This is a genomic window from Merdimmobilis hominis (assembly GCF_016901855.1).
In the GTDB taxonomy this organism is placed as follows: Bacteria; Bacillota; Clostridia; order Oscillospirales; family Ruminococcaceae; genus Paludihabitans.
Genome location: NZ_JACJKY010000004.1, coordinates 113764 through 140219 on the forward strand (window position 1 = coordinate 113764; position 26456 = coordinate 140219).

Sequence of the window (26456 nt, forward strand, 5' to 3'; positions counted from 1 at the left end):
GAGGAAATGACAATGAAAAAACAAATGGGAATCATCGCGGTTATTCTGACAATTTCGATTTTGCTGACCGGATGCGGCGGGAAAACAGTGGAGCAGAAAAATGACTCGCTTTCGTTCTATTTTCTTTCTAACGGAAATGAACCATGGTATACAGCTGCAAAAAACAAGGTACTGGAGTCATATCCGGACATTGGAATGGATATAGACTGGTGGATCACAGATCAGTATGGCATGTACTCTTCGCGAGAGTATAAAGATACAGATATCACACCGCTTCAGGAGTATTATGACAAGATCACTTCCGATTTGCGAAAAGATCAGGCGGGCGACATTGTGATGGGAGATGCTTTGTATTTGAATTGGCCGGAAGCAACACCGCCCGATTGGCATAAATTGATGAAAAACGGTGCATTTGCAGATTTGAACGCATTAGCAAAGGAAAACGGAGAACTTGAAACGACGACATATACAAGAGTGAATTCTGATAAAGAACTGGCATCAGAAAATCAGTGGACAATCATTCCGTTATTATATGAACGTTATTGTTTTACGACAACAGAAACACTTGCAAAGCAATGGAATTTTTCGCTGCCGGAACCAAATGAACCCGCAGAACCTGTGCATCGGGACATCAACATTGTGACGTTTTTAGAGCAATGTGCCGAGTGGGTCGAAACATATGGAGATGATCCGAATGCGCCGTCGATCATGCCGGATTTTCGGTTTCAGGTACTGAAATCGGTGGTGTTTGATGTGTGCGGTCTGACGATTGCCGATTATGAGAGTGGAAAGGTGGACTTTGACAACCCGACCGTGAAACGCATTCTGGAAGCACTGCGAACGATCTCAACCGATATTGAGGATTCCGGACTCGGAGATCAGGGAACATATGCGTTTGAGCAGAATGCATATCAGGAGAAGAAGTATTTGTTGTATGGAAATACGATAAAAGATGTCGATGATATGGCTATGCTGTGGCTTCGGGATATCAATGATACATATACATGTGGGTACGCGGTGCGCTGGGTAGCAATTCCTTCATCCAGTAAAAACCAGACCATTGCATATGAATATATTCAATCACTCCTTTCTGTAAAGCCAACAAATGCGGGTGATGGATTGGTTATGGTCAGTGGATATCAAACATTGCCGCCGGAGCGTCAGGATCCAAATCGGAAAACATTAAATGTCGTCCTTCCAAGTACCTGGCAGTATGCGCTGGCGGATCTGTTTGACAGTTACTATGCAGGAAACATGGAAACAGACGAATTTATGAATCAGGTGCAAAGCCGCCTTGAAGTGTATATTACGGAATAAAATCATTGAATTACGAGAAAAACATTTTTACTGATTATGGATGTAATTTTCTTTTGAAAATTTATGTTGTATAAATGAAAAAGAAGGAGGTGAAATAAATGAAACGATTGATGAAACATCAGCCCGAACGGTTGGATTCTGTTGTTGGATTTGCATGTGCTTGTGGATCGTCATGTGGTTGTTCGTGTGAGGTGTGTACAGCGTCTTGTACATGTACTTGTACAGGAGGAACAGAAGTCTTTGCTGGTCAGTCTGGTAATAACGAAGCACCAAAAAGAAATCAAATACACAATGCACTTAATTCTTCCACATTCAACAATGTATACTCAAATGTAAGCAGCAACGTTAGTCTTTGGGGCTAAATCATGGAGGAGGAATTCCTCCTCCATGATCATTTTTTGAAAGAAGGAGTGATCGAGATGAAAAAACGAACAGGCATCACAGCAATTATTCTGACAATTTCGATTTTGCTGACCGGATGCGGCGGGAAAACAGTGGAGCAGAAAAACGATTCACTTTCTTTTTATTTTCTTTCTAACGGAAATGATCCGTGGTATATGGCAGCAAAGGAAAATGTATTGGAGACATATCCGGATATCGAAACCGATCTAAAGTGGTGGAGTGCAACACAATATCTGATGCTTTTTTCGCGGGAGCGTCAAGATACAGATATTACGCCGCTTCAGGAGTATTATGACAAGATCACTGCTGATTTACGAAAAGATCAGGCGGGTGATATCGTGATGGGCGATGCTACATATATCGAATGGCCGGAGGCAACACCGCCCGATTGGTATAAACTGATGAAAAACGGTGCCTTTGCGGATTTAAATCCATTGGCAGAGGAAAACGGTCAGCTTGACACCACGACATATATGAAAGTCAATTCTGATTCCGTAATTGCTTCAGAAGATCGGTGGACGTTTGTACCGATATTAGATTCTTATCTCGTATATCAGACAACAAGAGAACTTGCGGAAAAATGGGGGTTTTCGTTGCCGGAACCAACCTTTGAGGAGTATCCGAATATATTAAGCGCTCAAATGACAGAGTTTTTAGAACGATGCGCGGATTGGGTGGAAGAGCATGGAGATGATCCGGATGCACCGTCGATCATGCCGGATTATGAGTTTCGTATACTGAAATCAGTCGTATTTGATGTCTGCGGCTTGAAAATTGCGGATTATAAGACCGGAAAGGTGGATTTTGATAATCCGACGGTCAAATGGATTGTGGAAGCATTGCGCACAATCTCAAGCGATATTGAGGATTCCGGACTCGGAGATCAGGGAACATATGACTTTGAGAAGGAAGCATATAAACAGCAAAAATATTTGTTATATAGGGCTTATCCGGGACAAGGTGACACGACGGATGATTGGGTGAGTGTTGCAGTAAAAGATATAAACGGATCATATACATGCCATTATGCACTGCGTTGGGTAGCAATTCCTGCGTCGAGCAAAAATCAAACGATCGCATATGATTATATTCAAGCACTGCTTGAAGAGAATGTTGTGAACAATGGCTACAGTTGGAATGACGTGGATCGCGGATATAAACCGTATCGGGATCAGATTCCTGAACCATCAAAAACGTCAAATATTGTTCTTCCAAGCACATGGCAGTATGCGCTGTCGGATTTGTTTGACAACTATTACGCAGGGAATATGGAAACGGACGAATTTATGAATCAGGTGCAAAAACGCCTTGAGGTGTATATTACGGAATAAACAACAAATCAAATGGCTTCATTGAAGAAGGGAGGAAATGACAATGAAAAAAAGAACAGGTATCATGGCAATCGCGTTGACAATTTCTATTTTACTAAGTGGATGCAGCGGCAAAACCGTGGAGCAGAAAAATGACTCGCTTTCCTTTTATTTTCTTTCTAACGGAAATGATCCATGGTATATGGCAGCAGAGAAAAATGTACTGGAGACATATCCGGATATCGAAACCGATCCAAAGTGGTGGAGTGCATCACAATATATGATGCTTGATTCGCGAGAGAATAAAGATACAGATATTACGCCGCTTCAGGAGTATTATGACAAGATCACTTCCGATTTACGAAAAGGGCAGGCGGGCGATATTGTAATGGGAGATGCTACATATCTTGAGTGGCCGGAAGCAACACCGCCCGATTGGTATAAATTGATGAAAAACGGTGCCTTTGCGGATTTAAATCCACTGGCAGAGGAAAACGGTCAGCTTGACACCACGACATATATGAGAGTGAATTCTGATTCAGCAATTGCGTCAGAAAACCAATGGACATTTGTACCGATATTAGATTCTTTTCTCGTATATCGGACAACGAGAGAACTTGCGGAAAAATGGGGGTTTTCATTGCCGGAACCGACTCTTGAGGAGTATCCGGATATGTTAAGCGCCCAAATGACAAAGTTTTTAGAGTTATGTGCGGATTGGGTGAAAGAGCATGGCGATGATCCAAATGCACCATCGATCATGCCGGATTATCAATTTCATATACTGAAATCGGTAGTATTTGACGTCTGCGGCTTGAAAATTGCAGATTATGAGACCGGAAAAGTAGATTTTGATAATCCGACGGTCAAACGGATTGTGGAAGCATTGCGCACAATCTCAACCGATATTGAGAATTCAGGACTCGGAGATCAGGGAACATATGACTTTGAGAAGGAAGCATATAAACAGCAAAAATATCTGTTATATAGAACCTATCCGGAAGATCCGGAAAGGGATGGTATGATGGGAGATTGGGTGAGTATTGCAGTAGAAGATATAAACGGATTATATACATGCCATTATGCACTGCGTTGGGTAGCAATTCCTGCGTCGAGCAAAAATCAAACGATCGCATATGATTATATTCAAGCATTGCTTGAAGAGAATGTTGTGAACAATGGATACAGTTGGAATTGTGTGGATCACGGATATAAACCGTATCGGGATCAGATTCCTGAACCATCAAAAACATCAAATATCGTCATACCGAGTACCTGGCAGTATGCGCTGTCGGATTTGTTTGACAGTTACTATGCAGGAAACATGGAAACAGACGAATTTATGAATCAGGTGCAGAAGCGCCTTGAAGTGTATATTACGGAGTAAACAGAAACAGCGTTTGGAGGTGATCATATGCGCACAGGGATAAAACATCGCGGACTCACGATGGCAAAGCGAAACAAGCTCATTGGATTTGCGTTGTTTTCGCCGTTTTTGATCGGATTCGTTGTGTTTTATGTCGCACCGTTTTTGCTGAGCGTCGTGTATTCGTTTACAAAAGGCGTTGTGGAGTTTACGTTTGTCGGATTCGATAACTATACCGAAGTGTTCGAGTCTCCGGCGTTTCAGATTGCAGCGACAAATACGTTCAAGTTTCTGCTCATCGGCGTACCGCTGATTATGGTGCTGTCGATTTTGCTGGCACTGGTGCTGCACCGTGCATTCCGCGGTGTGTCGTGGTATCGGAGTATCTTCTTGCTTCCGCTCGTCATCCCAGTGGCATCGGCGGTCATGGCATTCCAGGTGTTCTTCGCATATTCCGGCGTCGTGAACACATGGCTGCAGCAAATCGGACTTGTGCCGGTGAACTGGCTCGACTCCGATATGGCGTTCAGCCTGTTGGTCGGACTGTATATCTGGAAAAACGTCGGCTATAACATCATTTTGCTTTTGGCAGGACTCAACGGCATTCCGGATGAGCTGTATGAAGTGAGCAGGTTAGAGGGTGCGACACGGTTTCAAACGCTCCGGTATGTGACACTGCCGCTCTTAATGCCGACGATGTTTTTCGTGGTGATTATTTCGATCATCAATTCGTTCAAAAGCTTCCGGGAAGCATTTCTGCTGTCGGGTACACTGCCGCATACAAGCATTTATCTGTTACAGCATTTCATGAACAATAACTTTGAAAATTTAAACTATCAGCGGCTCTCGGTGGCGGCATTTCTGACGTTTTTGGTGATTATTTCTTTAGTTTGCCTGTACTTTTTCGCCCGGAAAAAATTCTTTGAATATGAGATGTAGAAAGGAGCTGATCGCATGAAGAAAAAAGGACGATTTGCTTTCTACGGCAAGCATGGAATGCTTTTCATATGTTCGGTGGTGATCCTGCTGCCGCTGGTATACACGGTGTGCAATTCGTTTATGGCAACGTCGGAGATTAACCATTACTATGCGGGAATCAACGCGCAAAACGGTACGACGGCGTTTCATCTGATTCCGGACATGTTTTCGCTTGACAGTTATTATAAGGTGTTTATCGGACGGCCGGACTATCTGATGAAATTCTGGATTTCGCTGTTTTTGACGTCGGCAATCGTCATCGGACAGCTTGTGGTTTCCGTGCTGGCGGGATATGCGCTCGCAAAATTTGCGCTTCCATTCCGGAATTTCTTTATGTTTGTCATTATTGCACTGATGATGATGCCGTATCAGGTTACGCTCGTTTCCAATTATATTGTGCTTGAAAAAATCGGTCTTTTGAATACCTATTGGGCACTGGTGCTTCCCGGTATTTTCTCGCCGTTCGGCGTGTTTTTGATGCGGCAGATCCTTTCGACGATGCCGGACGCCATTTTGGAAGCCGCAAAGCTTGACGGTGCGAATCAGTTTCAGTTGATTCGAAAAATCATCGTGCCAAGCTGTAAAAGCGGAATTGTTTCGCTTGTCATTTTAAGCTTTATTGATTATTGGAATATGGTAGAACAGCCGCTTATTTATCTTGACGATCCGTCGCGTTATCCGCTGTCGGTGTTTTTGGCGCACTTTAATTCGTCGAATCTCGGATTGTCGTTTACGTGCGGCGTACTGGCGATGATTCCGGTACTGCTGTTATTCTGGCTGTTTGAAAACGATTTGACCAAAGGCATTGCCTTTTCGAGTCTGAAATAGAAAGGCGGGAGTGTTGTGAAAAAGAGAAAGATCATCATTCGATTGACGGTAGGTTTTTTGATTCTCATGGTTGTGTGCACCATGCTGTCGCGAACGGTATATCGTCTGATGCTGCCGGATGTGCGCGTTGCCTCTCCCACAACCCGGTCGCTGACAGACCCGATGACCTACGCCGCGCAGATCGGATATAGAAACACAGAGGACGTGACTGCACAGGTGGAGTGGGAAGTGCTCACCGTTGATGTGCAGGTCGGAAACGAAGTAAAAGCCGGACAGCAACTGATGACGGTTCAATCGGAGAAAGCGGATCTTGAACGGAAGCAGCTTGTGCTGAATCAGAAAATGGCGCAAGCCCGTGTAAACAGTACGGCGGGTATGGAACGGGAACAGGCGCAGATTGATCTTAAAAAAGCGGAACTTGCACTTCGTGAACACGATGAGATCTATCCGAAAGACGGGATCGTTGTCGCGAAAAAGGACGGAATCGTATGCGAGGTAAGCTGCAAGCCGAACCAGACAGTGACCGGGACGCTTGTGCGCGTAAAAACGGCACATACATCGTATGATGTCACGTGGGAAGTGCCGATGCAGAATGCCGGCAAATTTGAGCTTGAGGACACTGTGGAATGCATTGTTTCAAACAGTGAATCACTGCTGTTTCAAGGCAAGCCGCCCATTTCTGAGATCTCGTTGCCGGACGAAACAGGCATGGTGACCATGACAGCGGCGTTTGCGGCACAGCGCGACATTTTTACGACCGATGCAGCAACTGTCACAATGACACCGCCGTCTACAACCTATGAAACGGTTGTGCCGCGTTCGAGCCTGCAAAAAACAGGAGACGGCGATGCCATTTATGTGGTGAATGCGCAGCCTGGTATTTTCGGCGAGAATCTGACGGTGCGGCTCATGCCTGTGACAGTGCTCGAACAGAACAACCGGTATGCGGCAATTCAGGTGAAACTCGAACGGACAGACCGCATTGTTGTGAATACATCAAAACCACTGGTTGACGGTGCGGATGTGAAGATTGTAGAATAGAGGGAGCGAATATGAAACGAAACATCATTTGCGCGTGCAGCTGTCTTTTGTTGTTCCTCGGTTCGTTTTTCGCTTGGCAGAACCTAATCAAAGCGGCGGAGCGCACATATCCCGATGCGATCAGCTTTCCGCTTGATGAAACGGTTTATATGCGGTTTACCGATCTAAAATCGGAGCAGATGTCGCTTTCCTTTACGCAGAACGGAATGATTGCAAAGCCGGGAAGTGAACAGCCGGTTCCGGCACAGATTACTTTTACCGATGAGCGGTTTGGTGAACGGGTTTCGCTTTCGTTTGTGAACGGGAATTATTTTTCGGTTGCCGACAGCGTGGAGGAAAACCGCTGGGCAGTCATCAGTGAAAAGACAGCGACCGAACTGTTTTTTACAACGGATGCTGTCGGTGCATCGCTTACAATCGGGGAAGAGGAATACACCGTCTGCGGCGTATATCAAAGCGATGATTCCTTGCTTCGGCAGTTTTCGGCGGACAACAGGGAAACGGTGTATGTGCCGTACGGTGCGCTCGAAAACTGGAAAGCACTGCGCTGTCAGACGCTGCTCATTGATCCGGATGCGGCTGCGTTTACGGCGGAGGCGTCCGACCGCGTATATGAGTGGACAGGACAGCTGGTCGATGCCGATACATGCACCAATTATCGGGATTTGCGCGCGGTTTACCGGTTTTTAACAGGGCTGTTCTGGTTCTATGCGGGAAGCCTTGTGATTGTGGTACTGCTGTTTTATGCGTGGCGGCAGGGAAAAAAGGGATATCTGCGCTATATCAAAACACAGCGGATTCCAAAAGCGTATTGGGGTGCTTCTCTTGGATTTCTGCTGGGCGCTATCCTGATTTTCTGGCTTTCATCGTTTGATGCGGCGCTTCCATCTGCAATGCTGCCGACAGAGAATTTGTTTGATGTTTCCCACTATATCACGAAGTGGATCGGAAACATCCAGGAATTTCACGGGAGCGCGCTGTTTGATGAATGGCGGTCGTATGCGTTTGTGAGCGGAAAGTGGATCTTCCTGCTTGCGGGTTGTACATGGGTCCTGTACACAGTACTGTTTGCTGTCGTGCTTCGGATGGTGCGAAAGATTTCATGGCTTGCGAAGGAAAACAAGTGAACACGATGATTCAGATTATTATCAGTTTTCTCTGGCTTTTTTACCTCCTTTGTGGTATGTGTTTGTATTGCAAAGGAGAGGGTATCATGGCACAAATCAGCATAGAAGAATTATACCGGGGCGAGGGCGGCGGTGAAAAGTACGGTGCCGGCGGAATTATGGGAGCGGTCATCCAGGATTTGTTCTCGAACGGAATTCCGGACGGTTATGACGGAGTGCTTTGGATAGAGCTTCTCACCGTAACACACACGCTGACAGCGGCAGAACAAATAAAACAAGAGGGCGACTTTGTACCGGGAATGACCGACGCAGAGCCGTTCTCTTTGCGTGAGGAGAAAATTTCAGATGACAACGCTTGAAGATTTATATTACGGAAATATTCATCCATATGAGCAGGATATAAAGAAGACCGGCAGAGAATCCGCACTGCTCCGTCTCGTAGTCAAAAACGAAAATGTCCTGCTGGCAACGCTCACAGAACAGCAAAAAGAAATCTTTCAAAAGTGCAAAGATGCAGAAAGTGAAATGCACTGCGCATTTGAACTGAGGTCATTTATTGAAGGATTCCGCCTTGGTATGAAACTGACAGCGGAAGGAATGTACTGTACGGAGGAAACAGACGAAGATTAAAGCAAAAGCTGCATTCAAAACAAGCTGCAAATTGGCTTTATTTATAGGCGAAAACGCCCGCTGTAAAGCACCTGTGCACGCGTTTAAACGCGCATTCACCATATACAGGGAAGTTGCCGAAAAAGAGATGTTCATCCCCTAAACGGCGGAAATTACGCCGTTTTAGCGGGAACAAAAAGCACTGTTGAAATCACATCTTTCAACAGTGCTTTTACAACGGTCAGTCAAAGAATTTTTTGTAAGTTTCATTTACGGCTTCGGCAAATAAAGACCGAGAATGTTTATCCGGATTTTCGTTTCTGTTTTTCTTGTCGAGATACACTTGTCTCATTTTAATCCAAAGATCATTTTCTTTCAGCCAGTCAATCCTTTCAGGAAGCATATAAAAGCCCTGCGATTGTTCTTTCCAAGAGTAGGAATTGTGTTTTTTATTGAAACAAATATATTCCTGGCAGGTGGTTCCCTCCTCATCTTCATAATCATTTACAAACGCGAAATCCACGCTGTGCACGATACGGGAGTTTTGTCTGTCTTTGACTTTAATGGTTAGAACTCTGGTCGAGTCCTCTGCGTAATCGTACTCGTAGTTTCGTGCAAATTTATCCAGCGATTGTTTAAATAACAGCTTAATTTCTTTTGCCAAAAAGCTGTTCTCATCGTCATTGGGATAGATATTGAAGTCAAAATCAAATCCGGTATTCCCCTTCATATCCCTGGTAATTATATTTCGGGAGTAGCTTCCTACTGCTTTTGCCTGAAATGTGTAATGCTTTGAAAGATCTCTGTGCACCTGATTTAATATCAGCTGTATGTTTTGATACGCCTCGCTCACTTCAGGGGAATGCTTTGATATAAATTGAAAATCATGTTTCATTTCTTTTCTTCCTTTCAACAATTCCCCCGTCCGACCAAATAGCATAATTGCTAAATCATTATATTATACTGCAAAAAGATAAAAAGTCAACATAATTTTTTAATCGTTTACCTCTATTATCTCAAGTGCTTCTTCTGCAGTGAGATTGCCGGCAATATAGTCCTTCTTTGCGTTCTGCGCAGTTTTCATCCAGTTGTCATACATTTCATAGTCCATGTACCGGACATTTTGAAAAGGCATATCGGCGGCACGTTCCAGCCGCTTATACATTTTTCTTTGTGTACGGTCGTATGCTTCGATAACCGGATCGCTCTCGGCAAGCTGTTTATGCTTTTGCTTCGGCGCAACCTGCTTGCAGGTTTTTCCGTCTGCAATAATACGGTCACAGTAAAGTGTTTTCTTTCTGGTTTTCGGAACGAAAAAATTTCCGCAGTTTTCGCATCGTGCAATCATGGGGTTTTCCGATAAAAACTGCATCAGAAGAAAAACATAATACTTTACGGGAGCACGGAACAAATATTGTGTTTTGACCGTACCGTCAAGAAGATGAATTGTTTTAAATTCCGAATGACTCATAAACGGATAACGCCCGCCGTCTATTTTCCCGTCTTTCATATAATCAAGAAAAATATTGTCGAGCACAATTTTGAATGCGTACAGTTCCTGAATGCAGTATTGTATTTCCGGCATAGCTTCACATATAAACATAGCGGAGCCGTCATCTTCCTGTACACTGTCTTCCAGAAACGCCTGCGTCAGCGTCTGAATGACCGGTTCGGGTTTAAGACTTTCCAGAAATATATTGACCTCTTTCAGATATGCATCAAAATGATCCATATTGATTTCGCCGTTATTTTCGTAAATTGCTTCTGTTATGGCATCGGCGCATTTTTCAGTCTCTTTCATGAAATATAAATATGTTCTCATATCGCGTGCAGAAAAGTTTATCAGCTCGTCCTTAACCGAAACGGAATCAACGGTTTCCGTTCCGGATTTTGTGACGAGCTTTCTTTTGATTCTGCCGTCTTTTTCTGCGATTACATACAGTCCGTATGGTTGATTCATGGTTTGCAGCCATCCCCGTGTCTTGAAGTAAACTTTATGAAAAACAGTGAAGATTACTCTCACATTTATTCTCTGATTCTGCTTGTTACAATTATATCATAAACAGGCAGAAAGAAAAAGCACCAATGACAATTGAATAGCCGTAACGGTGACAGATACAAAGGACAAAGTAAGAGCTGCGCCATGACACGCCTTTGGCGGAGAGCGAGCGAACAGCGAAAAGGGAATGCGCGATGACCTTCATGCGAGCGCGTCGGCTGTTTTTATCTCTGCGTCCGGGTAAGGAACTTTAACGGGTTTCTGATGAATACGTAATGAAGGCAAAACATTACAGGTGAACGATAGCCGTTGCGGTGCAAAACAGAAGAAAAGAATAAACAACAAATCATGGGATTACAAAGTGGCAGAAATGCCGTACAGCTTTTTCTGAAAAGCCTAATTTAAGAGCAAGGAGTTGATGACAGATATGGGTGTTTTGTCAGCAGAAAGAAAGTCAGCAACAGGAATTAAAATGAAAAGGAGAAATATATCTGTGAAAGAAAATGAAAAACTCACTGTCATCGACGGTGAGACACTGATGGATATGCGGCTTGAACCGACTGCATATGCTGTGAAAACATTACTGCCGCAGGGACTGTGTGTTCTCGGCGGCGCGCCGAAAATCGGGAAGTCTTGGCTGGTACTTGATCTGTGCGTGCGCATTGCCAAGGGTGAAGAGATCTGGAATATGGAAACGAAACGCGGAACAGCGCTGTACCTTTGTCTTGAAGACAGCTACGCCCGCATTCAGGAACGGCTCAATATCATTACCGATGAAGTTCCGCCTAATATTTTCTTTTCCGTCTGTGCAAAGACAATGGCGGAAGGACTTTGCGGACAGATCAGAGAATTTGTATCGGAGCACCCGGATACCGTGATTGCGGCAATCGACACCTTTCAGATTGTCCGGAAAAGCGATACCGATATTTCCTACGGAAATGACTATCAGGAAATCCGTGTGTTAAAAGCACTGGCGGACGAATTAAAGATAACAATCCTTCTTGTCCACCATCTCCGTAAGCAGGGAGACAGCGATCCGTTTAATAAGCTTTCCGGTTCGACAGGAATCAGCGGTGCGGCAGACGCGGCATATATCCTGGATGTAAGCCGACGCAGTCAGAACGGCGCCACGCTCTATTGCACCGGAAGGGATATTGATTACCGTGAGATTGAGCTTCGTTTCTGTAAAGAAAAATGTCTGTGGGAAGCAGTATCCGACAGCCTTGAAAATCCGCAAATTCTCTTGCCGAAAGAAATGACCGCGCTGATTTCTTTTATGAAGTCCACCGGAAAGTATTTCGGAAACAATACAGAATTCGCTGAGCAGTTTTGTTTGTATTCCGGTTTTGATTTGTCGGTTAAATCGCTTAAGCAGATGATGAACAGATGCCGCTATGAACTTGAAACAAACGGTGTATTTTATGAAAACAGCCGCTCGAACGGACAGCGGTATCTGAAAATATATTTTTCTTCTGCCGGTGACGAAAGTGCCGTAAATGACGCAAAGGAACCGTGCGGTGAAATTTGCGTTCCTTCCGTTCCTTGCGTCCCTGACACACGGGAGGTACTCAAATGAAAAATCAAAGAAGCCGTACCGAAAGCCTTACGATACGATTGACAGCAGAAGAAAAAAGCCGTTTAAAAGCCGGAGCCGAAAAAATGAAACTGTCCGTTACCGATTATATTTTGCTGTCCGCTTTGCCAACACAAACAGTGATGACAGAACAAGTGAAAGTTATATTAAAAAAACTGACCGAGGTGCAAAAAGCTGTTTGCAAAAATGCGGAATCCGGTTATCTGGAATGGGAAGAAATCATAGACCGTCAGGAAATGATTTATCAACAGCTGTTCAGTCTTGCCCGCGGTGCGTAAATAAGACATCGTGTATTATGCACAAACGGTGTACGGCACTGCACCCCGACAGACGGTCGAAAATGAAGCAGGAGAAAGGGACGGTGTCTCACACCGCCCCGAACAACACCGTCCGGCAGTGCCGGTCGGGGATTTCTGCTGAAAATAAGGATTTGTAAAAAGAGACTGTGTATTATGACGAACGGGTTGTAAAGAAGATGTCACACCCCGATTGTGTGAAAAACAGGCAATAACCGCCGTGTTTGACTGTTTTCAGGGTGTGAAGTACGGCGGATAATAAACAATAACCAGAAAGGAAAACTGATATGAACGAAAACAAAAACGCAGTCAGAAAGACTGTTTATATGGACGAAGAGCTTGCCAGAAGATGTGAAATTCTGTTTGGTGAAGCAGGCGCAAAATCTTTTTCCGATTTTGTCTCAAAGGCATTGGAATTATATATTGACAAGCTGATCACAGGTGCTCACGGCAGATTGCTTACCGAGGAACTGTCACAGGCGATTCGGGACGAAGTCCGTCCGATTGCTTCGCGGTTATCCAAAGGGCTTTACCGCTATGCCGTTATGCTCGATATGCTGTGTCAGATCATTGCTTATCAGGATACTGAATGGAGTCCTGATGATATAGAACTGCTCCGGCGGTTTGCAAATGTCCGCGTGGCGAAGACACGTGGCAAAATTGATCTGCAGTCACTGCTGAACGACAACTGGTTTGAAAATGAAAAAGAAAATGATACGGAGGATAATCTATGACCAAAAAAGAAATCGCAAAATCACTATGCGGCTATCCCGCCGCACTCAATGTAAAAGAAACGGCGCAGATTCTGCGTGTCAGCACCAAGACGGTGTATAAGCTGATCGCAGAAAGAAAACTTCCGGCTGTAAAAGTCGGCAGAGAAAACAGAATCGCAAAATCGGAACTTATAAAGTATCTCAGACAGGGAGAAAAAGCATCTTCGCACCCCGGCGTAACTTTCACGAAAATGGCTTCAAATATTGTCTGGACTTCTCAAAACACTTGTGGTATTGTGTGTGTCGCGGAGAAGAAAAATAAGAAAGGAGCTAAGAACCATGGCAGCAGCAAACACCCTTCCTGCAAGCGTACAGCCTAAAAAAGGACGGCTCTACGCCGTGATCCAGACGAAAGAGAACGGAAAAAGCAAACCAGTATGGCGCTCTCTGGGACTGCCGGAGGGAAGCAATAAGTCTAAAGTGAACAAAGCCTTCCGCGAGGTAGTTAAACAGTTTGAGGAGGAATACGCCGAAAGGCTTGCCAGAGGGAACCGACCTCCGTCAGATATTCCGATCTTTGAATATATGTGCGGCTATCTTAAAAAGATACAGCAGAATCTGCAGAAGAACACCGTCGAAAGTTACCATTCCATGATTTAATATCTCCGACCTTCAGATGAGTTATATCACGAATGTCGGTGCAGGTCAGGGCTTGCTCAAAGTCGGCAGCTCCCTTGTTCCGTTCGTCAACAAGTTCCCACGCAATACCGAGCTTTACAAGCTGATGACTACCAAATTTGGAGAGGTGTAACCGTATGAAAATGAAAAAGTATATTTGTCTGATTGCCGCCGTGTGCCTTTTAGGTACGGCGGCTTTTTGCGGCTATCACATTTACGACCATTATGCCGACGAAGCCGAACAGACCGAAGCCTTTGAGAATATTGCCGAAATTGTAGAGCAGGCACAGGCAGAGGACGGCAACGCCCCAGAAGTTCCCTTGACAGAGGAAGAAAATATCCTCACGGAATACGGCGAACTGTATTTGAAAAACACGGATAATTATCAATTTGTATCTGCACTATATGGCAAAGATATAATCAAATTTAATATTGATTGGTTCGAGAATTTATTAGAAAAGATGAGGAATGGAGAAATATGAAGCAATACCATTTAGAGAAATCACCTATTGTTTATTATATCAGCAGAAAGGAAAAAACAGAATGGATACTTTTTATTCACGCAGCTTTTGTAAATCATAATATGTTTCAAACCCAAATCGACTATTTTCGGGATAAATACAATATTCTTACTCTTGATATTATTGGTCACGGTAAATCAACGAAAGTGCGAAAAGGTGATAGTATAGATAAAATGTCGGCGTGGATAAGCGAAATCCTAAAAACAGAAAAAATTGAAAAGATACATATTGTCGGCATTTCATTGGGAGCTGTATTAGCTCAAGACTTTGCAAACCAGTATCCAGAAGCAGTACAATCACTTGCTTGTTTCGGCGGTTATGATATAAACAATTTTGATGCAAAAATGCAGAAAGAAAATAGCGCATCACAGACACTTATGATGCTTAAAGCTATATTTTCAATTAAATGGTTTGCAAAGTCGAATAAAAAAATATCTGCTTATACTTTACAGGCTCAAAAGGATTTTTACGAGATGAATATTCAATTTTCTAAAAAGTCATTTATGTATTTATCTTCTTTAAGCAGTATGGTAAATGTTCGGCAGACAGAACCAAGGAAATATCCTTTGCTTATTGGCTGCGGAAAGTATGATATTCCAATGGAACTATCCGCAGTAGAAATGTGGAAGAAAAATGAACCAGAATGCTGTGTGATTATTTTCGAGGGAGCTGGACATTGTGTGAATATGGACACACCAGATAAATTTAATGCAGCTATGGAGGAATTTTGGTTAAGTGGATACGGCAAATACTAAAAGTAATTGGATACGCTGCCCTGTCTGCGGCAATAAAACCCGAACAATGATAAGGGAAAATACCGAACTAAAAAATTTCCCTTTGTATTGTCCGAAATGCAAACAGGAAACTTTGATAAATGCAAAGGAATTACATATAGCTGTCATCAAAGAGCCAGACGCACAGACGCAGAGCCGATGAACTTGTGAGCAATCACAGTCGTCGATATGTTAAAACCCCTTGACTTTTTGAACACAGTTCAGTATAATATAATTGAACGGCGTTCAAAAGGAGATGTTGGTATGGATAATAAAGAAGCAATCATACAGGCGACGATTAAACTCATTGAGGAAAACGGTGAACATTTAGAGGAGATAACCGTCCGTGATATATGTAAAAATGCAGGTGTCGGTTTAGGACTTGTAAATTACCATTTTGGCAGTAAGGATAAGCTGATAGAAGCGTGTGTAGAACGCATTATAAATGGAATCGTAGAACGCTTCCAGAATATACGGGAAGAAATCGAAGGACTGTCCTCTTTTGAGAAGTTGGAATATCTCGGAAATATGACGCTGGATTTCTTGTTTGAACACGCCGCTGTATCCAGAATTTCAGTTCTCACGGATATGCAGTCGCCGAAAGAATGCGACAATACTTACAGAACCTATGCGGCATATCTTTCGCTTGTTTCTGCCTGCCGCCCCGATTGGGATACGGCAACTGTAAGGCGAAAAACTTTCTGCCTAATAACTATTATGCAGCAAACATTTTTGCGGCACGAAACAATATCAAAAATGTTGAATATTGATTTGAGCCAAAAAGATAATCGTAGCGCCTTTCACACGCAGATACTTCACGACATTCTGGAGGTGTAATCATGAAAATCACAGTCATAAACGGAACAGAAAAGCACGGTGTTACCTACCGTTTGAAAGAGATGTTTTTAGTAGCATTTAGGGATAAAGCGAATATTACAGAATATTTTCTCCCCAAGGATTGTCCGAGTTTCTGCATCGGTTGCACAAACTGTATCTTAAAGGGTGAAAAAAACTGTAAGGACGCTGACCATATCGAAAAAATCGAAAAATCACTTTTGGAATCAGACTTGATTGTAATGACATCGCCTGCCTATGTATTTCATGCTACTGGTGCAATGAAAGCATTTCTTGATCATCTCGCCTATCGTTGGATGCCGCATCGCCCGGCTCCTGAAATGTTTGAAAAGCGAGCTGTTATCATAACGCAATGCTTGGGTAGTGGAGCAAAATCAGCGGCGAAAGATATAAAGCATAGTTTATCTTGGTGGGGAATTTCTCAAATTGGGATATTTACTGGTGCTTTGATGGGCGATATTGTTTGGGAAAAACTTTCCCAAAAGAAACAAGCTGAGCTTACGGGAAAGATTCAAAAACTATCCCGTAAATTTGCCTATATAGATTATACAAAACCTGCATACACAAATCTGATTACGAAATTTAAGTTTTTTGTCTGTCGTATGATGCAGAAATCCATACATAAATCAGACCCCGAATACCTTGACGGAAAGTATTGGGCGGAACAGGGCTGGCTTGGTAGCGTCAGACCGTGGAAATAATTTTATATATGGTGGTGCGCCTATGGATAAAACAGAATGGATACGCTGTCCTGTTTGTGGCAGCAAAACTCGTGACAGGCTTAGAGAGGATACGGTATTGAAGAACTATCCTCTCTACTGTCCGAAATGTAAACAGGAAACTTTGATAAATGTAAAGGAACTATATGTAACCGTCATCAAAGAGCCAGACGCAAAGACGCAGAGCCGATGAACTTGTGAGTTAACTCACAGCTCATCGGCTCTTTCTCTTATATTTGAACAAGCCCACCGAATAAAAAAACGGTGCTTTGGTGGGCTGTTCTGTCACGCCCGAATAAAAATAGCTCAGCCCTCTAAACCCGTTTTGAGTTTGGAGGGATTTTTTATGCGCTGGTCTGCCCTGAGCGCCTTGCTGTTTATCAGAAGCAGCAGTTACCTACATAGCATCACGAATAAGTGAGGATAATCTGTTAAAAAAATCCTAAGTTATTCGTGGTACTATTACGCTTCTAAAGTAGAAGCTATATATCTACACAATAGAATTTATATTGCTTATAACCGCAAAGGTATGACTGCCTTTGCGGTTTTTTGTTTGTCGTTATTTGTCGGAATAAAGGACAAGCCCATATCTGGCGTGGGCTGCCGTTCGCCACCTTTCAATCTGGATTTTTCAAAAAATTCAGATTGGAGGTAAAACGGTATGGCTTACAATAAAGCCAAAGAAGAAAAGAAATGGCAGCTCTGGAAAGAAGCCGAAGAAAAACAGTTAAGAAAGCTCGGCGTTGATGAAAGCACTATTGAAACGCTCCGTTCTCACGATTGGGCGATTTTCAATTCAGACAGGCGGTACTATCAGCGTATGCAGGAAGCGGGTACATACCTTGAGGGAGTTGCTGATGATATGCAGCAGCCCGAAATAAAGACGATTCAGGACTTTCTGAACAGTATCGAAAACCAGCAGCTCTATCAGGTTTTGATAAATGTGGACAAGCTGACCCTGCAAATCGCCTTGATGAAAATACAAGGCTATTCTACCCGTGAAATAGCTCATTCTCTCGACATTACGGAGAAAGCTGTTTACAGGCGATTGGACAGGCTCAAAGAAAAAATAAAAAAGTTTTTTGAGTAGAGGGGAAAATCGCTGTTCCCCACGGGCTACAGGGTGAGAGGACAAAATCCTCACACCCTGTTTTCCTTTGTGTGGCAAAAACAGGACTGCCCCTTGACAATCGAATAATCATTCGTCAAATACCTTCTCTTTGCGATTGTGATGAGCATAAGCGTGTCGAGAGGTACGCCACGACCTGCCGCAAGGCAGAGAGCGATAACTACCTACTCAAAATATCGGGCAGCTACCGATTTCGCCGTAACCCGCAAAGAGGATAATGATACTCCCGTCCAGTCACAGTCCGAGCGTGATAAAACCGTCGCAGGCAATGAGGGCGGCTCTGGCAGACCGTCAGTTGGGGTGGAACTCCCGTGGTGTCAGTTAGCTGCTGACCGTTTGGCGACTTCCCATAGCATTTCGGGGTGTCGAGGACAAATAGAGATGCTTCTATCATAAAGCCAAATACAAGGCGGTCTATTGAAACAGAGAATTGTTTATGCTCTCCCGACCTTAAAAACTTCCTTGTGTTTGGCTGATTACATAGGCAGAGCTTACCTGCTTATATCCAGATAGGAGGTCAAACTAATGGATAAAACAATTAAGCGTGGTGACATCTACTACGCAGACTTAAACCCTGTTGTCGGCTCGGAGCAAGGAGGAACACGACCTGTACTTGTTATCTCCAATGATATAGGAAACAAGCACAGTCCTACGGTCATTATTGCCGCCATAACAAGCCGTGTACGCAAAAAGAAGAAATTACCTACACACTTATATTTGGGGCAAATTGAGGGGCTTCCTGCGAACTCAATCATTCTCTTTGAGCAGTTACGCACGATTGATAAAAGCCGCTTGAAAGAACATCTCACACACCTTGATGAGCAGTATTTGAAATCGCTTGAATTTCCTCTCCTCATCAGTATCGGAGTTGAAAAAAGGAGGAGCTTATGAACTTTGGAGATATATATGCGTTAGTCTTAAAAGAATACCCAGACATTTTAACCGTTGATGAAATGAGCAAGGCTCTTGGTGTCAGCACAAAAACAGGTTATCAATTACTCCGTGAAAACAAAATAGAACACCTGAAGGTGGGCAGAGCGTACAAAGTACCAAAAGCCCATCTTCTTTCTTATTTGAGGTTAGGTCTGCGAAATGCGGAGAATTAAAGAATTTGCACATTCGACTTCTTTGGCTTAAATTGCTACAATGTATATGGTCAACAGCAGAAGTCGGTGCTACGCAAAGGAGGTTATATTTATGGTAGCAGGACATCTGCAAGAGAAAAAAGGCTATTTTTATATGGTTTTGAGCTATCCCGATGCTGCGGGAAAAAGAAAAACGAAATGGTTGCCGACAGGATTGCCTGTCAAGGGAAATAAAAAGAAAGCGGAAAAGATGCTGATGGAAACAAGGCAGACCTTTGTGCCTGAGTGTAAACCCATAAAGGACGATATGCTGTTTTCGGATTTTCTGCTTCAATGGTTGGAAATCGCAAAGCCGACTATCGCACTTACCACATACTCATCGTACTCAGGTATGGCAAAGAGCGTTATCATTCCGTATTTCAAGGAAAGAAAAATCACACTTTCCGAAATAAAGGCGACAGACATTCAGGCGTTTTATATGAAACAGTTGAAGCGAGTAAAAGCCAACACGGTTATCCACTACCATTCCGTTATCCATAGGGCTTTGAAATATGCCGTAAAGATTGACCTTATTTCTGTCAATCCTGCGGATAAAGTGGAACGCACTAAAGCTGATAAGTTTATCGGCAGCTTCTATGATAGCAACGAGGTACAGGCATTATTTGAAGCCGCCAAAGGAACGCTGATTGAAATACCGATTTTTCTTGGTGCGTTCTATGGATTGAGGCGAAGTGAAGCTCTGGGATTAAAATGGGACGCTATTGATTTTCAAAACAATACGATTACCATTAGACATACCGTTACTTCCTGCAACCTTGACGGCAAGCATATCCAGATAGCACAGGATACGACCAAAACCAAATCGAGTATGAGAACGCTGCCCCTTGTTCCTGCGTTCAAAGAGAAGCTCCTAAAGCTCAAGGAACAGCAGGAAGAATACAGGCGGGTATGCGGACGATGCTACAACAAAAAGTATTTGGAGTATATCTGCGTAGATGAGATGGGGACATTGATTTCTCCGCACTATCTCACAGCATCATTTCCAAAGCTGCTTGAAAAGAACAATTTGCGCCATATTCGTTTCCACGACCTGCGCCATAGTTGTGCTTCGCTGCTTCTTGCGAACGGTGTTCCTATGAAGCAGATACAGGAATGGCTCGGACACAGCGATTTTTCAACTACGGCAAATGTATATGCCCATTTGGATTACAATTCCAAGCTGTCATCGGCTGACGCAATGGTAAACGGTCTGAGTGGCGCATTAGAGGTTATTTCATAGCTTCTGCGGCGTATCGCTTTACTAAGGATACGCCAACTACATATCCAGAGTTCAAATCTCGGAAAATTTAGGAGAGAACTACCGATTTTCAGGAGAGAACTCACGGAAAAATCCCAAAGGTGCAGAAAAAAGAAAAAGCCTGCAAACGGCAAAAACCGCTTGCAGACTGAGTTTTCTGGCGGAGTGGGTGGGATTCGAACCCACGGTACCCGAAGGTACAACTGATTTCGAGTCAAGTGTCAAAAAACGAACTTGGCGGAATTTGATGGAAGATAATATACCTTAACTGAACTCCCGCAACCCCCGTGATTGCGGACTTTTTTGCACCTAAAATCTGCCGAAGCACCTCCGTTATTTAAGTCGCGGATTTTTATCATGATATAGCAGTTCTAATCAAAATCCAATGAAAATGATTAGAACTCCGCATAGAAATGCCCCTGTTTTGTCCCTAAAATCACCCGTTTGGCAGTGCATCAATAAAGCAGTGTTACGCCGCACAACACCAAAAGTCGTGTGGGATGGTTCCCTTTAAAAATAAAAACTCATTTCAGCAGAGGATTCTATCTCATATATTTGAAATGTCATAAAAGTTATAGCAATCATATATTGAAATGTCGTTGTTATTATGCTATAATGTATTTGAAAAGTTTCGACGGAGGAATTTTTATGCTATATCGTAAGATAGAATCTCTCATTGAAGAACATTTAAAATCTGATTCTAAAAAGATTCTTTTAATCGACGGCGCCCGTCAGATCGGCAAAACCTACATCATCAATTATGTTGGAAACAAGCTCTTTGAAAATTATATCGAAATCAATATGATTGAGGACTCTTTAGGCGACCGTCTTTTTGAAAATACGAAAACTGTAGAAGATTTTTATCTGCAGGTCAGTATGCTCGCAGGGAATAAAATGAAGAGTAAAGATAACACGCTGATTTTTATTGATGAAATACAGGCTTATCCTCATTTGCTCACTCTGCTGAAATTTTTATCGCAGGATAATAAGTTCACTTATATTGCGAGCGGATCGCTTTTAGGTGTTACGCTATCACAAACCACATCCATCCCAATGGGCAGCATCCGAAAGGTCAGGATGTTTCCGCTGGATTTTGAGGAATTCCTTTATGCGAACGGAATGAACGAACTTGCGATTTCCTCCATGCGTAAGAAGTTTGAACGATTGGAGACATTAGATGAGTCCATGCACAATAAAATGCTAGATTTATTCCGCAAATTTTTGCTTGTAGGCGGATTGCCCGATGCGGTCAACGCCTATCTTGAGACAAAAAACATTCAGGCAGTCCGTGATATTCAAAATGAAATTCACGATTACTATGCCGCAGATGCTTCAAAATATGACGATGAAAAAAAATTGAAGATTCGCAGAATCTATGATCTGATTCCATCTAATATGGAGAATAAGAAAAAAAGAGTTGTCGTACAAAGCATAGAGAATAAGAGGGGTAAGACGTTTGGTCATTATGCGGATGAATTCGATTATCTGATCGGTGCGGGTATTGCACTGAATGTTCAGGCGATTTCCAATCCGACATTCCCGCTGATCGAATCTACCGGAAAGAATCTGCTGAAGCTTTATCTGAATGATGTCGGTATTCTTACGGGTATTCTTTACGGAAACAATATCAAAGCTGTGCTGAATGATGAAAGAAGTATCAATCTGGGTTCTGTGTATGAAACGGTTGTTGCCAGTGAATTGATTGCGCACGGTCATAAGCTCTTTTATTATGACAATCGCAGCAGGGGTGAGGTTGATTATCTGATTGATGATTATGACAGCCTTTCTGCCGTACCGATCGAAGTAAAGTCGGGTAAGGACTATACCGTGCACAGCGCATTGAATACATTTGTTCAAAACGAAGATTATCATATCAAAAAAGCATTCGTTGTATCCAACGAAAGAAAAGTCACGCAAAAAGGCAAGATAACCTATATACCGATCTACTACATTATGTTTTTTAACGCGGATTGGGGTAATAAGAATTTGCAGTTCTGAAGTGAAGGCAAATGCTGATTATGTTATTTTCTTTGACGAATATACTTTTGAAAGGAGAAAAATGATGAAACGCGTCTATGATTTTTTGAAAAAAGCAGAGACCTATTATCTCGCGACGGTGGAGGGAGATCAGCCGAGAGTGCGTCCGTTCGGGACGATAAACGAATTTGAGGGGAAACTCTATATCCAGACAGGCAAGGTAAAACCCGTCAGCCACCAGATTGCCGTAAACCCAAAGGTGGAGATCTGTGCATTTACAGGTGGGGAATGGATCCGTGTTGCCTGTGAGCTTGTGGAGGATGACCGTATCGAGGCGAAAAAGTCCATGCTGGACGCGTACCCGAATCTTCGCGGGATGTACCATGAAAACGACGGCAACACACAGGTATTCTACATGAAAAACGCAACGGCTACCATCAGCTCCTTTACCAGCAAACCTGTTGTGATTGAGTTTTAACGGATATGAAAATTATGTTTGTGTGCCATGGCAGAATCCGTACTTTTGTCTGAAGTGGCTTAAAATCAAGGCTTTTGGGGAATGAGAATGGTATTTGTACCCCCATTGTACCCCTATTTTGCGCGAGTGTACCGCGACAACCTAAAAGCAAAGCTTTCGGGTTGGAATTTGTTAACCGGACTGTCCTCGATAAAAATGAATATGATTTGTGGTGAAAGAAGTTCCTGCGGGGAGGAGAGAAATGCTGGCAGGATGCTTTGGTGCAGATGGACCGATTTTGAAAAACTCTGTATCAATTTTCTTTACAGATAAACTTTGTTCATAGATTTATGGTATAACCAGTTTAAGCGCTTGAATAAAGGAGATGGTTATACCATGAATCTGTTTTGCGAAGAGGTCCATAAACTGGAGGCGGAATTTAAACAATGCCGGAAGCTGCTGAACGCTATCGGGGATGAGAACCGCCAGCACCTTATATGCGTCATGATGAATATGCCGATTGATGGCGGCCTTGTATTGGAGATTGTCGAGCAGACGCATCATCCGGGCTGCCATTCCTTGATATGAAAAAGATCACAAGGGAGTCACTTAAGAAAGCCGAAAAACCTTCAATACGGTGACAGAACACAAAACCACGGGCAATACAAAAACCCATATACAAAGATTTGAACTAATCAGGCCAGGACAGTTTTATTTTGATGCCTGCTACAACCCGTCCAAGACCGCATTCCTGAAAAATGCTGAGAAGAAGGGCTGCAAAATTCTGAATGGTCTTGGTATGTCCAGTTCCAGAGGGCTGCTCAGATCGAATTATGGACCGGACAGAAGGCTCCACTGGATGTGATGCGAAAAGAATTAAAGGAGATTATCCGGGAAGAAAATGAGAAGGCGCAGACGGAATGACTCTGTAATTCTGTCACTTCATGGGAGATAAATGTTATAGTGAATAGAGAAATGCGATAGCGTAGTAAGCAATAATTTCAGATGATCCAGGTTTGATCAGAGAGGAGAAGAATATGAACAACTATTGTATGATCCAGAACTCCAAAACGTTTGCATTTTCCGCAGAGAATCCAACCGGTGTACGCGCAGGTGGTTCCCAGGGCGGTGACTGCACCAAGCTTCGTCCGACCGTGACGATTCCTGCAGGGGAAACCGTAACTCTGGTAGATGCTGCAGGACCGGGTGTGATCCAGCATATGTGGTTTACCGGATATGTCGGGCACCATTTTATCATCCGTATGTATTGGGATGATCAGGAATATCCGTCTGTGGAAGCTCCGCTCTCTGCATTCTTCGGATGTGCATATGATGAAAATTTCGTGGACCGGGATGGCAAATATCCGGTGTTGAATTCTGCCATGATGCTGGTAGCTCCTGGTCGCGGCTATAACAGCTATTTTGAGATGCCGTTCCATAAGAGAGCTCGGGTCACGATGGAAAACCGTGGTGACAAGGATGAAAATCTCTATTATATTATCACCGGAGCTTATCAGGAGATTCCGGCGGAGGCTGGTTATTTCCATGCCACCTATCGCCAAGAGCACCCGGTTCAGAAGGGTCGTACCTACACAATCGTTGACGGAATCGAAGGCAGGGGACAATTTGTTGGTGTGACTCTGGCAACTGGTATGAATGGCAACAATACCTGTTGGGTAGAAGGCGAAGCCCGCATGTATCTGGACGATGATCCGTATCCGTCTATCCACTATACCGGAACTGAAGACTACTTCGGCGGTTCCTATGGATTTGGAAATGACATCATCATCAAGAGCTATCAGACCTTCAGCGGCTTATATACCGGCATGTATGCAATCTATGGAGACAACCGGGAATTCTATAACGGACAACAGAGATTCCTGCTGTATCATTTCCATATTGCAGACCCGATCCGTTTTGAGAATAAGTTTCGTATGACACTCGACAACATGGGCTGGACCGGACCGCGTTACGATGATTACACCAGTGTTGCTTATTGGTATCAGACCCTGCCGTCCGCACCGCTGATGCCACTGCCGACAGATGCAGAGATGTGTATGAGATAATAGAACCAGATTGGAGATGTCAGATAGATTGGTTTTAACCTTGCGATACGTTGCATCGGTTATATCGGACTGACATCAGAGATTTGCCGGAAAGGATAGAGGTATTATGTTACTGGAAGAGAAGTTTTTGGAATTTCATCGTTATGCCAGCAGCCACAATCTGCCGCTGGAAGCTATCAGTGTCGGAGATGAGAACAAGGTACTCTGTGAGATGCACTACGCAGCAAATGCACCGAGAAATATTTATTCACATACCAAGAGTTTTACGGTAACAGCAGTTGGACTCGCAATGGAAGAGGGAAAACTAAGCCTGGAAGATCATGTGGCGGAAGTGTTTAAAGATAAACTTCCTTCAAATCCGGATCCAAATCTGGAGAAGATTCAGTTGAAACATCTGCTCTGCATGTCCAGTGGCTTTGGTAAGGCACTTCTGATGAATGCGGACAGACGTCCGGGCGTCGGCGCACCGGATTATGAGAAATATATGATGGCACAGCCGGTTCCTGTGGAGCCAGGCAGTGCATTCTGCTATTCCTCTGCCGACAGTATTCTGGCTGCTCATATGGTAGAACGGGCCGTTGGCAAGCGGATGGGAGAGTATCTGTATGAGAAGGTATTCCAGCCCCTTGATATGGGATGGCCGCTCTGGGAGCATGATCCACAGGGACATCCGAATGGCGGCGGAGGTATGTATCTGACTTGTACCGAGATGATGAAACTGGGACAGCTCTATCTGGCTGAGGGTAACTGGAAGGGCGAGCAGATTGTCAGCAGGGACTGGGTGCAGGAGGTGTCCACCCCGAAATTTACCTTCGAGCCATCTGCTGATCTCTGGCATGTAGGATACGGCTATCAGTTCTGGATCAGTCCATATCCAGGATCCTATCGTGCTGATGGCGCATTCGGACAGATTACAACGATTCTCCCAGAGAAGGGATTGGTTGTTTCCATCCAATGTCCGGAGCGAGGTAATTTCGATCAGGTGAAACGTGCGCTGCATGAACATTTTCTGATGGAATTGTAAGAATAGACTTGCAACAATATGCTATAATTTGCCCAGAAACCGTACTTTTGGCTGAAAAGGCTTAAAATCAAGGCTTTTAGGGAATGTGGATGGGATTTGTACCCCCCATTGTACTCCTATTTTGTAAAACAGTAGGATCATCAACCGGACTTCCCTCGATAAAAAAGAATATGATTTGTGGCGAAAGAAGTTCCTTCGGGGACTTCTTTTCACTTACATAAAAATGTCGGTTTGAATGTCGGTTAAGTGTCGGTTTGTTTATGATATTTGACTGCAATACATATTATGTGGTTGT

33 protein-coding genes are annotated in these 26456 nt (G+C 43.6%); 31 read left to right on the forward strand and 2 right to left on the reverse strand.

Going from position 1 to position 26456, the window contains the following annotated elements:
* The first annotated feature begins 12 nt into the window (after window positions 1-12).
* From H6A12_RS03690 to H6A12_RS03735, 10 genes are all read left to right on the forward strand, one after another.
* Window positions 13-1317 (forward strand): hypothetical protein, encoded by a 1305-nt coding sequence (locus H6A12_RS03690; protein WP_204444879.1) that lies wholly within the window; start codon window positions 13-15, stop codon window positions 1315-1317.
* Between the two features lie 98 nt (window positions 1318-1415).
* Complete coding sequence (locus tag H6A12_RS03695; RefSeq protein ID WP_204444881.1) at window positions 1416-1679, forward strand: hypothetical protein; 264 nt, start codon at window positions 1416-1418, stop codon at window positions 1677-1679.
* 57 nt (window positions 1680-1736) lie between these two features.
* Window positions 1737-3050, forward strand: a complete 1314-nt coding sequence (locus H6A12_RS03700) for an ABC transporter substrate-binding protein (RefSeq protein WP_204444883.1) — start codon at window positions 1737-1739, stop codon at window positions 3048-3050.
* A 43-nt stretch (window positions 3051-3093) separates the two neighbouring features.
* Entirely contained in the window at window positions 3094-4416 is a 1323-nt protein-coding gene (locus tag H6A12_RS03705; protein ID WP_204444885.1) for an ABC transporter substrate-binding protein, read from the forward strand.
* Window positions 4417-4443: 27 nt separating this feature from the next.
* Entirely contained in the window at window positions 4444-5334 is an 891-nt protein-coding gene (locus H6A12_RS03710) for a carbohydrate ABC transporter permease (RefSeq protein WP_243415282.1), read from the forward strand.
* 15 nt (window positions 5335-5349) lie between these two features.
* Entirely contained in the window at window positions 5350-6201 is an 852-nt protein-coding gene (locus tag H6A12_RS03715) for a carbohydrate ABC transporter permease (RefSeq protein WP_204444887.1), read from the forward strand.
* 15 nt (window positions 6202-6216) lie between these two features.
* Complete coding sequence (locus H6A12_RS03720) at window positions 6217-7242, forward strand: efflux RND transporter periplasmic adaptor subunit (RefSeq protein ID WP_204444889.1); 1026 nt, start codon at window positions 6217-6219, stop codon at window positions 7240-7242.
* Window positions 7243-7253: 11 nt separating this feature from the next.
* Window positions 7254-8369, forward strand: coding sequence for an ABC transporter permease (locus H6A12_RS03725; RefSeq protein WP_204444891.1), 1116 nt, complete (start codon window positions 7254-7256; stop codon window positions 8367-8369).
* Between the two features lie 86 nt (window positions 8370-8455).
* Window positions 8456-8728, forward strand: coding sequence for a hypothetical protein (locus H6A12_RS03730; protein WP_204444893.1), 273 nt, complete (start codon window positions 8456-8458; stop codon window positions 8726-8728).
* A complete protein-coding gene (locus H6A12_RS03735; RefSeq protein WP_204444895.1) occupies window positions 8715-8999 on the forward strand; it encodes a DUF6809 family protein in 285 nt (94 codons plus the stop codon). Before H6A12_RS03730 ends, H6A12_RS03735 begins: the two co-directional genes overlap by 14 nt.
* Before the next feature lie 220 nt (window positions 9000-9219).
* On the opposite strand, the gene H6A12_RS03740 is transcribed toward H6A12_RS03735, so the two are convergent.
* Together H6A12_RS03740 and H6A12_RS03745 are read right to left on the reverse strand one after the other, a co-directional pair.
* Window positions 9220-9873, reverse strand: coding sequence for a hypothetical protein (locus H6A12_RS03740; RefSeq protein ID WP_204444897.1), 654 nt, complete (start codon window positions 9871-9873; stop codon window positions 9220-9222).
* Window positions 9874-9972: 99 nt separating this feature from the next.
* Window positions 9973-10938, reverse strand: coding sequence for a DUF6076 domain-containing protein (locus H6A12_RS03745; RefSeq protein ID WP_204444899.1), 966 nt, complete (start codon window positions 10936-10938; stop codon window positions 9973-9975).
* A 532-nt stretch (window positions 10939-11470) separates the two neighbouring features.
* Between H6A12_RS03745 and H6A12_RS03750 the strand changes: the two genes are divergently transcribed.
* From H6A12_RS03750 to H6A12_RS03855, 21 genes are all read left to right on the forward strand, one after another.
* Window positions 11471-12553 (forward strand): AAA family ATPase, encoded by a 1083-nt coding sequence (locus H6A12_RS03750; RefSeq protein ID WP_345941217.1) that lies wholly within the window; start codon window positions 11471-11473, stop codon window positions 12551-12553.
* Window positions 12550-12849 carry a plasmid mobilization protein gene (locus H6A12_RS03755; RefSeq protein ID WP_204444903.1) on the forward strand — a complete coding sequence of 100 codons (300 nt, stop codon included), beginning with the start codon at window positions 12550-12552 and terminating at the stop codon, window positions 12847-12849. Before H6A12_RS03750 ends, H6A12_RS03755 begins: the two co-directional genes overlap by 4 nt.
* 305 nt (window positions 12850-13154) lie before the next feature.
* Window positions 13155-13601 (forward strand): hypothetical protein, encoded by a 447-nt coding sequence (locus tag H6A12_RS03760; RefSeq protein ID WP_204444905.1) that lies wholly within the window; start codon window positions 13155-13157, stop codon window positions 13599-13601.
* Window positions 13598-13960 carry a helix-turn-helix domain-containing protein gene (locus H6A12_RS03765; RefSeq protein ID WP_204444907.1) on the forward strand — a complete coding sequence of 121 codons (363 nt, stop codon included), beginning with the start codon at window positions 13598-13600 and terminating at the stop codon, window positions 13958-13960. Before H6A12_RS03760 ends, H6A12_RS03765 begins: the two co-directional genes overlap by 4 nt.
* Entirely contained in the window at window positions 13920-14240 is a 321-nt protein-coding gene (locus tag H6A12_RS03770) for a hypothetical protein (RefSeq protein WP_204444909.1), read from the forward strand. The genes H6A12_RS03765 and H6A12_RS03770 overlap by 41 nt, the downstream gene beginning before the upstream one ends.
* A gap of 155 nt (window positions 14241-14395) precedes the next feature.
* The gene (locus H6A12_RS03780; RefSeq protein WP_204444911.1) at window positions 14396-14740 is read left to right on the forward strand and encodes a hypothetical protein; all 345 of its coding nucleotides are present in this window, start codon (window positions 14396-14398) and stop codon (window positions 14738-14740) included.
* Window positions 14737-15534: an alpha/beta fold hydrolase gene (locus H6A12_RS03785; RefSeq protein WP_204444913.1), complete on the forward strand. Its 798-nt coding sequence runs from the start codon at window positions 14737-14739 to the stop codon at window positions 15532-15534. Before H6A12_RS03780 ends, H6A12_RS03785 begins: the two co-directional genes overlap by 4 nt.
* Window positions 15515-15715 carry a cysteine-rich KTR domain-containing protein gene (locus tag H6A12_RS03790; protein ID WP_345941218.1) on the forward strand — a complete coding sequence of 67 codons (201 nt, stop codon included), beginning with the start codon at window positions 15515-15517 and terminating at the stop codon, window positions 15713-15715. Before H6A12_RS03785 ends, H6A12_RS03790 begins: the two co-directional genes overlap by 20 nt.
* A gap of 101 nt (window positions 15716-15816) precedes the next feature.
* Entirely contained in the window at window positions 15817-16389 is a 573-nt protein-coding gene (locus tag H6A12_RS03795; RefSeq protein WP_204444915.1) for a TetR/AcrR family transcriptional regulator, read from the forward strand.
* Window positions 16390-16391: 2 nt separating this feature from the next.
* Window positions 16392-17108, forward strand: coding sequence for a flavodoxin family protein (locus H6A12_RS03800; protein WP_204444917.1), 717 nt, complete (start codon window positions 16392-16394; stop codon window positions 17106-17108).
* Between the two features lie 22 nt (window positions 17109-17130).
* Entirely contained in the window at window positions 17131-17319 is a 189-nt protein-coding gene (locus tag H6A12_RS03805) for a cysteine-rich KTR domain-containing protein (protein WP_204444919.1), read from the forward strand.
* Between the two features lie 468 nt (window positions 17320-17787).
* Complete coding sequence (locus H6A12_RS03810; RefSeq protein ID WP_204444922.1) at window positions 17788-18216, forward strand: RNA polymerase sigma factor; 429 nt, start codon at window positions 17788-17790, stop codon at window positions 18214-18216.
* A 564-nt stretch (window positions 18217-18780) separates the two neighbouring features.
* The gene (locus H6A12_RS03815) at window positions 18781-19146 is read left to right on the forward strand and encodes a type II toxin-antitoxin system PemK/MazF family toxin (RefSeq protein ID WP_117705380.1); all 366 of its coding nucleotides are present in this window, start codon (window positions 18781-18783) and stop codon (window positions 19144-19146) included.
* Window positions 19143-19361 carry a helix-turn-helix domain-containing protein gene (locus tag H6A12_RS03820; RefSeq protein WP_087375964.1) on the forward strand — a complete coding sequence of 73 codons (219 nt, stop codon included), beginning with the start codon at window positions 19143-19145 and terminating at the stop codon, window positions 19359-19361. Before H6A12_RS03815 ends, H6A12_RS03820 begins: the two co-directional genes overlap by 4 nt.
* 91 nt (window positions 19362-19452) lie before the next feature.
* Entirely contained in the window at window positions 19453-20619 is a 1167-nt protein-coding gene (locus H6A12_RS03825; protein ID WP_204444928.1) for a tyrosine-type recombinase/integrase, read from the forward strand.
* 666 nt (window positions 20620-21285) lie between these two features.
* Window positions 21286-22635 (forward strand): ATP-binding protein, encoded by a 1350-nt coding sequence (locus tag H6A12_RS03830; protein WP_204444932.1) that lies wholly within the window; start codon window positions 21286-21288, stop codon window positions 22633-22635.
* Between the two features lie 64 nt (window positions 22636-22699).
* Window positions 22700-23092: a pyridoxamine 5'-phosphate oxidase family protein gene (locus H6A12_RS03835; protein WP_204445004.1), complete on the forward strand. Its 393-nt coding sequence runs from the start codon at window positions 22700-22702 to the stop codon at window positions 23090-23092.
* A gap of 375 nt (window positions 23093-23467) precedes the next feature.
* Window positions 23468-23659 (forward strand): hypothetical protein, encoded by a 192-nt coding sequence (locus tag H6A12_RS03840; protein ID WP_015520126.1) that lies wholly within the window; start codon window positions 23468-23470, stop codon window positions 23657-23659.
* A gap of 237 nt (window positions 23660-23896) precedes the next feature.
* Window positions 23897-23995 carry a hypothetical protein gene (locus H6A12_RS13295; protein ID WP_215672965.1) on the forward strand — a complete coding sequence of 33 codons (99 nt, stop codon included), beginning with the start codon at window positions 23897-23899 and terminating at the stop codon, window positions 23993-23995.
* Window positions 23996-24108: 113 nt separating this feature from the next.
* Window positions 24109-25137, forward strand: coding sequence for a glycoside hydrolase family 172 protein (locus tag H6A12_RS03850; RefSeq protein ID WP_224761702.1), 1029 nt, complete (start codon window positions 24109-24111; stop codon window positions 25135-25137).
* 106 nt (window positions 25138-25243) lie between these two features.
* Window positions 25244-26161 carry a serine hydrolase domain-containing protein gene (locus tag H6A12_RS03855; RefSeq protein WP_055263063.1) on the forward strand — a complete coding sequence of 306 codons (918 nt, stop codon included), beginning with the start codon at window positions 25244-25246 and terminating at the stop codon, window positions 26159-26161.
* The last annotated feature ends 295 nt before the right edge of the window (window positions 26162-26456 follow it).

Excerpts from the sequence above, each read along its gene's own strand:
- H6A12_RS03690 (WP_204444879.1), top strand. The coding sequence starts at position 13 with ATGAAAAAACAAATGGGAATCATCGCGGTTATTCTGACAATTTCGATT.
- H6A12_RS03695 (WP_204444881.1), top strand. The coding sequence starts at position 1,416 with ATGAAACGATTGATGAAACATCAGCCCGAACGGTTGGATTCTGTTGTT.
- H6A12_RS03700 (WP_204444883.1), top strand. The coding sequence starts at position 1,737 with ATGAAAAAACGAACAGGCATCACAGCAATTATTCTGACAATTTCGATT.
- H6A12_RS03705 (WP_204444885.1), top strand. The coding sequence starts at position 3,094 with ATGAAAAAAAGAACAGGTATCATGGCAATCGCGTTGACAATTTCTATT.
- H6A12_RS03710 (WP_243415282.1), top strand. The coding sequence starts at position 4,444 with ATGCGCACAGGGATAAAACATCGCGGACTCACGATGGCAAAGCGAAAC.
- H6A12_RS03715 (WP_204444887.1), top strand. The coding sequence starts at position 5,350 with ATGAAGAAAAAAGGACGATTTGCTTTCTACGGCAAGCATGGAATGCTT.
- H6A12_RS03725 (WP_204444891.1), top strand. The coding sequence starts at position 7,254 with ATGAAACGAAACATCATTTGCGCGTGCAGCTGTCTTTTGTTGTTCCTC.
- H6A12_RS03730 (WP_204444893.1), top strand. The coding sequence starts at position 8,456 with ATGGCACAAATCAGCATAGAAGAATTATACCGGGGCGAGGGCGGCGGT.
- H6A12_RS03735 (WP_204444895.1), top strand. The coding sequence starts at position 8,715 with ATGACAACGCTTGAAGATTTATATTACGGAAATATTCATCCATATGAG.
- H6A12_RS03740 (WP_204444897.1), bottom strand. The coding sequence starts at position 9,873 with ATGAAACATGATTTTCAATTTATATCAAAGCATTCCCCTGAAGTGAGC.
- H6A12_RS03745 (WP_204444899.1), bottom strand. The coding sequence starts at position 10,938 with ATGAATCAACCATACGGACTGTATGTAATCGCAGAAAAAGACGGCAGA.
- H6A12_RS03755 (WP_204444903.1), top strand. The coding sequence starts at position 12,550 with ATGAAAAATCAAAGAAGCCGTACCGAAAGCCTTACGATACGATTGACA.
- H6A12_RS03760 (WP_204444905.1), top strand. The coding sequence starts at position 13,155 with ATGAACGAAAACAAAAACGCAGTCAGAAAGACTGTTTATATGGACGAA.
- H6A12_RS03765 (WP_204444907.1), top strand. The coding sequence starts at position 13,598 with ATGACCAAAAAAGAAATCGCAAAATCACTATGCGGCTATCCCGCCGCA.
- H6A12_RS03770 (WP_204444909.1), top strand. The coding sequence starts at position 13,920 with ATGGCAGCAGCAAACACCCTTCCTGCAAGCGTACAGCCTAAAAAAGGA.
- H6A12_RS03780 (WP_204444911.1), top strand. The coding sequence starts at position 14,396 with ATGAAAATGAAAAAGTATATTTGTCTGATTGCCGCCGTGTGCCTTTTA.
- H6A12_RS03785 (WP_204444913.1), top strand. The coding sequence starts at position 14,737 with ATGAAGCAATACCATTTAGAGAAATCACCTATTGTTTATTATATCAGC.
- H6A12_RS03795 (WP_204444915.1), top strand. The coding sequence starts at position 15,817 with ATGGATAATAAAGAAGCAATCATACAGGCGACGATTAAACTCATTGAG.
- H6A12_RS03800 (WP_204444917.1), top strand. The coding sequence starts at position 16,392 with ATGAAAATCACAGTCATAAACGGAACAGAAAAGCACGGTGTTACCTAC.
- H6A12_RS03805 (WP_204444919.1), top strand. The coding sequence starts at position 17,131 with ATGGATAAAACAGAATGGATACGCTGTCCTGTTTGTGGCAGCAAAACT.
- H6A12_RS03810 (WP_204444922.1), top strand. The coding sequence starts at position 17,788 with ATGGCTTACAATAAAGCCAAAGAAGAAAAGAAATGGCAGCTCTGGAAA.
- H6A12_RS03815 (WP_117705380.1), top strand. The coding sequence starts at position 18,781 with ATGGATAAAACAATTAAGCGTGGTGACATCTACTACGCAGACTTAAAC.
- H6A12_RS03820 (WP_087375964.1), top strand. The coding sequence starts at position 19,143 with ATGAACTTTGGAGATATATATGCGTTAGTCTTAAAAGAATACCCAGAC.
- H6A12_RS03825 (WP_204444928.1), top strand. The coding sequence starts at position 19,453 with ATGGTAGCAGGACATCTGCAAGAGAAAAAAGGCTATTTTTATATGGTT.
- H6A12_RS03830 (WP_204444932.1), top strand. The coding sequence starts at position 21,286 with ATGCTATATCGTAAGATAGAATCTCTCATTGAAGAACATTTAAAATCT.
- H6A12_RS03835 (WP_204445004.1), top strand. The coding sequence starts at position 22,700 with ATGAAACGCGTCTATGATTTTTTGAAAAAAGCAGAGACCTATTATCTC.
- H6A12_RS03840 (WP_015520126.1), top strand. The coding sequence starts at position 23,468 with ATGAATCTGTTTTGCGAAGAGGTCCATAAACTGGAGGCGGAATTTAAA.
- H6A12_RS03850 (WP_224761702.1), top strand. The coding sequence starts at position 24,109 with ATGAACAACTATTGTATGATCCAGAACTCCAAAACGTTTGCATTTTCC.
- H6A12_RS03855 (WP_055263063.1), top strand. The coding sequence starts at position 25,244 with ATGTTACTGGAAGAGAAGTTTTTGGAATTTCATCGTTATGCCAGCAGC.